Origin of the sequence: Streptomyces sp. XM83C (genome assembly GCF_023072675.1) — a bacterium.
Taxonomy (GTDB): Bacteria; Actinomycetota; Actinomycetes; order Streptomycetales; family Streptomycetaceae; genus Streptomyces; species Streptomyces thermocoprophilus.
Genome location: NZ_JALLGL010000324.1, coordinates 1 through 6,637, shown reverse-complemented (window position 1 = coordinate 6,637; position 6,637 = coordinate 1). Strand labels below are relative to the sequence as shown.

At 69.6% G+C, this 6,637-nt stretch carries 7 protein-coding genes, 1 tRNA gene and 1 pseudogene; 3 read left to right on the top strand and 6 right to left on the bottom strand.

All coding sequences use genetic code 11. The features are described 5' to 3' along the window. Window positions 1-390, top strand: a 390-nt coding sequence (locus tag MTQ10_RS26040; protein WP_247472604.1) for a transposase, incomplete at its 5' end; no start/stop codon positions are given. A 64-nt stretch (window positions 391-454) separates the two neighbouring features. Here the strand turns inward: MTQ10_RS26040 and MTQ10_RS26035 are convergent. Next, on the bottom strand, window positions 455-1,675 hold the full coding sequence (locus tag MTQ10_RS26035; RefSeq protein WP_247472603.1) for an IS256 family transposase: 1,221 nt from the start codon (window positions 1,673-1,675) through the stop codon (window positions 455-457). Between the two features lie 323 nt (window positions 1,676-1,998). On the opposite strand from MTQ10_RS26035, the gene MTQ10_RS26030 reads away from it, so the two are divergent. After that, window positions 1,999-2,071: transfer RNA gene (locus MTQ10_RS26030), tRNA-Arg, on the top strand. A gap of 535 nt (window positions 2,072-2,606) precedes the next feature. Further along, on the top strand, window positions 2,607-2,753 hold the full coding sequence (locus MTQ10_RS26025) for a hypothetical protein (RefSeq protein ID WP_247472602.1): 147 nt from the start codon (window positions 2,607-2,609) through the stop codon (window positions 2,751-2,753). Between the two features lie 221 nt (window positions 2,754-2,974). On the opposite strand, the gene MTQ10_RS26020 is transcribed toward MTQ10_RS26025, so the two are convergent. From MTQ10_RS26020 to MTQ10_RS31745, 5 genes and pseudogenes are all read right to left on the bottom strand, one after another. Then, window positions 2,975-3,136: a hypothetical protein gene (locus MTQ10_RS26020; protein ID WP_247472601.1), complete on the bottom strand. Its 162-nt coding sequence runs from the start codon at window positions 3,134-3,136 to the stop codon at window positions 2,975-2,977. Window positions 3,137-3,591: 455 nt separating this feature from the next. Then, window positions 3,592-4,845: a helix-turn-helix domain-containing protein gene (locus tag MTQ10_RS26015; protein ID WP_247472600.1), complete on the bottom strand. Its 1,254-nt coding sequence runs from the start codon at window positions 4,843-4,845 to the stop codon at window positions 3,592-3,594. A 149-nt stretch (window positions 4,846-4,994) separates the two neighbouring features. After that, the gene (locus MTQ10_RS26010; protein WP_247472599.1) at window positions 4,995-5,255 is read right to left on the bottom strand and encodes a hypothetical protein; all 261 of its coding nucleotides are present in this window, start codon (window positions 5,253-5,255) and stop codon (window positions 4,995-4,997) included. After that, complete coding sequence (locus MTQ10_RS26005; protein ID WP_247472598.1) at window positions 5,252-5,515, bottom strand: hypothetical protein; 264 nt, start codon at window positions 5,513-5,515, stop codon at window positions 5,252-5,254. Before MTQ10_RS26005 ends, MTQ10_RS26010 begins: the two co-directional genes overlap by 4 nt. 275 nt (window positions 5,516-5,790) lie before the next feature. Beyond that, window positions 5,791-6,228 (bottom strand): annotated as a pseudogene (locus MTQ10_RS31745) (hypothetical protein); the annotation flags it as partial. Between the last annotated feature and the right edge of the window lie 409 nt (window positions 6,229-6,637).

The following is a 6,637-nucleotide window of genomic DNA, read 5'->3' as shown; positions in this document are numbered from 1 at the left end:
ATCCGCACGATCTTCGCCCAGCCCGACGCCGTCTCGGTCCGCGCCCAGCTCGACACCGTCGCCGACGCCTTCGGCAAGCAGTTCCCCAAGGTGAAGGAGATGCTCCTGGAGGCCAAGGACGAGCTGACCGCCTTCGCCGACTTCCCTCACCAGCACTGGAAGAAGATCCAGTCGACCAACCCGCTGGAGCGCTTAAATCGCGAGGTCAAACGCCGGGCCGACGTCGTCCAGGTCTTCCCCAACGACGCCGCCGTCGAACGCCTCGCCACCGCCGTCCTGATCGAGCTGCACGACGAGTGGATCGCCTTCCCTCGCCGCTACCTGTCCAACGAGAGCATGGACAGCCTCTATCCGGACAAGACCACCCTGCTGCCCGCCACCGACGAATGATCGCCTACACCACTCCAAGGGGCACGACCAGCCCCGGTCATGTCCCTTGTCGTGGTGTAGGCGATCAGTCGTTTGATGTGGCGGGCAGGACGACTGTGTCGTCGGGGTAGAGGGCGTCCATGCTTTCGTTGGAGAGGTAGCGGCGGGGGAAGGCGATCCATTCGTCGTGGAGTTCGGCGAGGACCGCGGTGGCCAGGCGGAGGACTGCGGGTGGGTTCGGGAAGACCTGGACGACGTCGGTGCGGCGTTTGATTTCCCGGTTCAGCCGCTCGAGCGGGTTCGTGGACTGGATCTTCTTCCAGTGCTGGTGGGGGAAGTCGGCGAAGGCGGTCAGGTCCTCCTTGGCCTCCAGCAGCATCTCTTTGACCTTCGGGAACTGTCGGCCGAGCATGTCGGCGACGGTGTCGAGATGGGTGCGGACCGCGTCCGCGGTGGGCTGGGCGAAGACCGTGCGGATCGTCGCTGCGACCATCTCCGCCGAGCCTTTCGGGATCACGGCGAAGACGTTACGGACGAAGTGGACCCGGCAGCGCTGCCAGGCGGCGCCGAGCATGACCTTGCGGATCGCTTTGACCAGGCCGCTGTGGCTGTCGGAGATGACCAGGCGGACTCCGCTCAGGCCGCGTTCGCGCAGGTGGCGCAGGAACTGGCTCCAGAAGGCTTCGGTCTCGCTGTCGCCGACCATGACGCCGACGACTTCGCGGCCGCCGTCCTGGGTGACTCCGGTGGCGATGACGACGGCCTGGGAGACGATGCGGTGGTCGACGCGGGCCTTGACGTAGGTGGCGTCGAGGAACAGGTAGGGGAACCGGATGTGGTCCAGCGGCCGGGTGCGGAAGGCGGCCAGCTGTTCGTCCAGGTCCGCGCAGATCCGGGACACCTCGCTCTTGGATATCCCGGTGTCGGAGCCGAGGGCTTTGACCAGGTCGTCGACCGAGCGGGTGGAGACGCCGTGGACGTATGCCTCCATGATGACCGCGTAGAGGGCCTGGTCGATGCGCCGCCGGCGCTCCAGGAGGCTGGGGAAGAAACTGCCGGTCCGCAGTTTCGGGATGGCGAGTTCCAGGTCGCCGGCCTGCGTGGTTACCGTCTTCTCCCGGTGCCCGTTGCGCCAGGTGGTGCGGGTGTCGGTGTGTTCGCCCCACTCGGCGCCGATCTTCGTGGTGGCCTCGGCCTCGATCAGTTCCTGCAGCAGCCGCTCGGCCACCTCCCGGACCAGTTCAAGACCATCCGCCGAACGTAGTGACTCAAGCAGGCGAAGTAGGTCATGCTGGGACAAGGCCATCGTGCACCCCCTGGGGTCGAACTGCCCGTTCACTCCGGACAGTTGCACGGTGGCCTGCCAGTTGAGCAGGGAGCAGACACCGGCAGACGGTGCACCCCAGGGAGCAGAACCCGCGCACTCAACCGCGAAGATCCCCTACACCACACAGCGGGACGCCATCCGAGCCCCGATCCGGTACCCTGTGGATCGAGCGCCCAGGCGGGCGCTGCAGCATGCCACCCAGGCCATGCCGCAGCCGTCGGCCCTGGACGCTCAGGGCTTACCGAAGAGACCTGGTCACGGCCGGTTCACCGAGTTCCGTGCAAGGTTTCGATCAAGCCCCCGCCTTCGTAGCTCAGGGGATAGAGCACCGCTCTCCTAAAGCGGGTGTCGCAGGTTCGAATCCTGCCGGGGGCACAGACTGCGCAGCAGGTCAGAGAGGCCAAGGCCCGCCGTTCAAATCGAACGGCGGGCCCGTTTCATGATCGGATGCCACACGGATGCCACATCCCCACGCGATCTTGATACAGGCTCACCCATTCAGGGGACTGGACTACCTGCATATGACACGTAGAGTGGCCGCACCGGGACGGGTTGGCGCGTCTCCCCCACGCGCGCCAGAGACGCGCGTCCCAGTGACCTGTACGGCGCTGGCGGCGAGGCCGGCCCGAGCAGGCGAGGGGCCCCGTCGCAGTCGTCGACGGGGGCCTTCCGTATCTACCGTAGACCGCCCCGAGGCCGATGGCCCACGGGGCGGGGCGCCTTCACTCAGTCTGGGCGCCTGACGGCCGAGATCAGGCGGAGACGCGCACGCCCGTCGGCCGCTTCCGTGCCGAGCGCCTTCCCGCCACCAGGGCCGCGCCCGGCGTCTGTGAGGTTCCCCCACTCGTGATCATTAAATTTGCCCAGCCAGGCAAAGACAAGAGGTCATGATCCATACAGCGTGGGGCGAGTGCCACTCGATCCGCTGCCCGGCTGGGTACTCACCCGCCGCCGGGAGATCGGGGCCCGCATCCGCGCGGCGCGCCTGCGCGCCGACCTCACGCAGATGCAACTCGGCGAGCGCATCGGCCGGGCCCATCGCACGATCCACCGCTGAGAGTACGGCGTCCGCGTCCCCACCTTGGACGATCTGCTTCTCCTGGCCGACGCGACGGGAGTTCACGTCGCCGACCTGGTGCGGTGAGCGGCCCGCCCTGGTGGTGCTCGCCGTCGAGCGGGCCGCCGTCCCCGACGCCGGTGAGACCCGGCCAAGAGCCCGGCGCCGGGGGATGGTGACGGCCGCCCCCGACGGGGTGGCAGGAACGGCCGCCAGTCTCTCTACCGGCCGAGCGGGCGGACCGGGTACGTCTGCTGCGGTACGGGCACGCACCGCACGGCGTGGATGTACAGCGTCGCGCCGGCCCCGGAGGCGCCAGGGTTGTCGACCCGCACGTACTCCTCGCCCGGCCGGATGGGCTTGTCGCATCGGGCGCAGATCACGGGCGGCGTCCCCTCGTCAGCCGGGCCAGGGCCATGCCGGTGGCGCACTGGGTGACGTCGTCGACGCACTGCTCGCACTCGCCGACGTGCGCCTGGAGCGCGCAGTTCGCGGGCGACCGCGATGTGCGAGCGGCAGGCGCGCGGGTACCAGCGGCCCCCGAGATCGGGCTCTGCGCTGAGCCCGGTGGTGCGCACGCCGAGATCGACGGCCGTGTGCACGGTGAGCGGCTCCCCACCCCACACGCACGCGGCGCCGCGGACCTGGTCCGGGGTCAGCTTGGCGGGCGAGGGCATTACGAGGAGGCCCTCGACCTCCGGCGGAATGTCATACGTCGTACTGCTGCTCGCGGTCTCGCTGGGCACGGCGCTGCCTCCCCGATCGATGGTGCTCCGATTCACGGAGACGACCGTAGGGGCGGCACAACAGGGGATGGGGCAGGAATCCTGCCCCATCGTCAGGCTGCCAGGAGGCCCAGCTTCACCGCCAGTTCCGAGGCGCGCCGGCGCCGCTCGGGCTGCTGCGCCTCCGTCTCCTCAAGGATGATCCGCCGGGCGTAGCCGTTGTACTGGATCGTCTCGGGGGCGGCCTCCCAAGCCTTGTCCAGCGTGGCCAGTGCGGTATCGGGCTGCCCGTCGAGCTGGTAGCCGCGGGCCTCCTCGATGCGGTGCCGTGCCCGGCGCGGCCGGGACTTGATGACGGTCTTGTCGGCGCGCGCGGCCTGCCGCACCGACTCACCGCCCTGGTGCAGCTCGACCGCCACCGTCACGGCGTGCGCGCCCATGATGGCCCGGCTGAAGCTGGTGACCGGGTGGTAGTAGTCGGCGGGCAGCTTGCGGGATGTCTTCTCCGCCTTGTCCCACCAGCCCCACGCCTCGCCGCTCTCCCCGCGGCGGGCCGCCGTGTACCCGGCCTCGGCCTGCAGCGCGCCGGCGATCGCCAGGACGTCGTCGCTGGCGTCGGGCAGGTGCGGCTCGAGGTAGCGCAGTGCCTCCATGGTGACGGCGTCGGCGGCGTCGTAGTGGTTCGGGCCCGAGTCGCGGTGGGCCTGTGCGGCCAGCCAGGCGGCGACGCCGATAGCGTGCGGGTCCTCGCTGTCCTGGGCCGCGACCATGCCGCGCTCGGCGACGCGCCAGAGCAGGGAGGAGTCGGGCTGGTAGGCGACGAAGAACTGGCTGAGGCTGTAGACCTCGGAGAGGACGGCCTGTGCTGCGCGCCGTGCGGGGGCGGTGTCGGCCTGGCGGACGGCCAGCTGCGCGTCGCGGATCAGGTCCGGCAGCAGCGCGCCCACGACCTCGCGGTGGTTCGGTGCCTCGTGGCGGGCCGCCCACGCCCGGTCCAGGCGGTGCCGCAGGTGCTGCGTCGACGGTGCCTCGTGGTCCGAGGCGGCGAGCGGGAAGGCGTCGACGGCAGCCTTCACCGCGGCAAGCCGCGGGTGGCCGGGCCCGACGAACAGGTCGACGTGCATGCTCTGATCACCTGTCAGGTCGGCCAGGTCGCGGACGCGGAGCAGTTCGGCGATGCGCAGGATGATGGGCAGCTTCGGCGTTTGGAGCGTGCCAGTCTCCACCTGTTTCAGCCACGAGGGGCTCTTGCCGAGCAGGCCGGCGAGCACCGGCCGGTTCATGCCGCGGCGCTGGCGGAGGATCTGCAAGCGCTGTCCGAAGGCCAGCGGGTCGGAGTACGGGTCCGGGGTAGCATCAGATGGCATGGTCTCGCCCCTCTCTGATCAGGTCGCACTGCCAGGGTATGGGGCGAGACCTTTCTCGTGTGGCGGCAAGCGCGATGTTCCTGCGTCCGGGCATGACGAAACGCCCCCTGCCCACCCCCACGACGGGGGTGTGCAGGGGGCGTTCGTGTTCACCGCGCGAAGAGGGAGACAGCGCCGGTGGCGGCGCCGGCCACACCGGCGAGGACACCGATCGTGGGCACTGGCCAGCGGGCGCGCTCCAGCGCGCGGATGCGGGCCTCGTGGTCGGCGACGTCGTCGCGCAAGTTCTTCGTCTCGTTCAGGACGCCGTCGATCTTGGCTTCGATCCGGTGTACCGCCTTCGACAGCCCCCGCACCCCCTGATACGTCTGCGCCGGGCTGATGTACACGCCCGGATCGGGGCTCGTCATCGCGCTGCTCCCTCGCCAGGCGGGTTGTAGGCGGGCGGGCGCGCCCACCCCAGCAGCACACCGGCGACCACGCGCAGCGGCTCCCACCCGATGCGGCCGGCGGCCTCCTCCAGCACGCGGAACAGCGCGTAGTACAGCGTCGTGAGGGTGGCGGTGACGGTGGCGTCGTCGAGGTCGAGCCCGGCCCGCGCGGCGAGACCGAGGAGCACGCCTACGGCGATGGGGACGACAGTGCGCATCAGCGACGCGAAAAGGTTCATGACGGGGGTCCTCTATACGGCGGCACCCGCCTGGCCGCCAGGAGCTGGACGGCGTGCTACTCGAAGACGTCGAGGGCGCCCTGTGGAAGCAGTGGATGTTCGAGGTGGAGGGCTTTCCCATCGCCCGCACTGCGGTCCCACCGCTCGACCGCCTGGTCGTCGCCGTCGACCCGGCCGTCACGACGACGGACACCGCGGACCTGACCGCCTTCACGGTAGCCGGCAGTTCCTACCCGCTGGAGCGGATGTGCGGCGACCGCCGTGCCTGCGGCTACGAAGCCCCGACCATATGCCTGGGCGTTCGGGTCCTCGTAATAGGGGCCGCCGTTGTAGCGGGCGGCGAGCTCTTGCATCTGCTCGCGAGTCATCTGTTCCGGGGGTACATCGGCGAAGCCGCTCTCCGCCTTGAGCTGGGCAAGGTACTCCGAGGCGACGAAGATGTTCTGTGCGGAATCCTTGATCGCCTCCACGACCTGGTCCCGTTGCGCGTCCGTGAGGTGGTGCGGGTCGTAGCCGAGCACCTCGGCGACACGGCGAACCTGGATGGACAGAGGGCCCATCGACGTCTCGTCGGGGTCCTTGGCGAAAGGCAGGACTTTGCGGCCTTCGTACGCCAGGTCGTCCGCGATGGCGGGATCGCCCATGACCTCCTGCCAGGCGATGCCGGCGACCATTTCGGGAGGCAGGCCCGCGTCATGTGCGGCGGCCTTGATGCCACGATCGCCTTCGGCGCCTACCTGCCCACGGATCTGTCCGCCGCGCTGGAGCTGGTGGCACGCGGGGTGCGGGCAGGGGTTCTCTCACTGGAGACGGGCGTACGACTGCTGGTCGATGCCGGCTTCCCGATCGAAGACGCCGCGCTCGAGGTGGAACGCATCCGGGCGAGTGCCGCGCCCTCGGCGGCCACACCCACGACGGACAGCACCGAGGAGGAGGAAGGTGGCCAAGCCGCGTGATCGCGTACACGTCGGCAGGCACACCAGGCACCCACGCGGGTTAGAGGGCTTCTCGAAACCGAGTGTGGAGCTGGGGGTTCCGTACGGGCGTGCTGTTCAGGTGATTGTGGCCGCGCGGGGGCATGAAGGCAGGGCCTCTCGGTAGCACAGAGGGTGTCTACGCCAC